This is a genomic window from Streptomyces sudanensis, from assembly GCF_023614315.1.
In the GTDB taxonomy this organism is placed as follows: domain Bacteria; phylum Actinomycetota; class Actinomycetes; order Streptomycetales; family Streptomycetaceae; genus Streptomyces; species Streptomyces sudanensis.
The window spans coordinates 3,716,367-3,716,925 of sequence record NZ_CP095474.1 but is presented as its reverse complement, the minus strand read 5'-3'; the positions used below and the strand labels follow the sequence as shown (position 1 = coordinate 3,716,925).

Below are 559 nucleotides of genomic sequence, written 5' to 3'. Positions count from 1 at the left end.
CCCCCGGCGGGACTTCCCGCTCGCCGGCGCCCCCGGCCGCCTCCCCCTCGAACTCGGCGTTCTCCATCCGCCGCCCCTTCCCTGCGCGTCGCAGCGCGACGGCCTCTCACGCCGTCGCGCACTCGCGACCCAGCGTGACGGAGAATCGGGCGTACCGTCCACTCTTCGTGCCCGTACGCTGACTCCGCGTACGGGGTGACGGGTTCGTTCCGCTTCTGCCGGACCGCCACTCTGATCCCATGAAGCATGCGACACCCCACGCCGGAACCCCCGCCGGGACCTTCACGCAACTGCTGTCGTCCACCCGGCGCGGAGCCCGGCTCGCCCGGCTCCTCGCCGTGCGGGAGCTGCACTCCTGGGGCGCCCCGGACGACCTCACCGACCGTGCCGAACTCGTCGTCGCGGAGCTGGCGGCCAACGCCGTCCTCCACGGCCGGGTGCCCGGACGCGGTTTCCGGCTCGCGCTCGCCTTCGACCCGTCGGCCCCCTGCCTGCGCGTGGAGGTCACCGACGCCCGCGGGGAGTCGTATCCGCGCATCCCCCCGGCGGCCCCCGAAGC

General features: G+C 74.8%; 1 protein-coding gene. It reads left to right on the top strand.

What is annotated here, in order from left to right:
• Positions 1-239: 239 nt before the first annotated feature.
• Positions 240-559: ATP-binding protein (locus tag MW084_RS17135; protein ID WP_275563667.1), on the top strand; the 320-nt coding region annotated here is incomplete at its 3' end.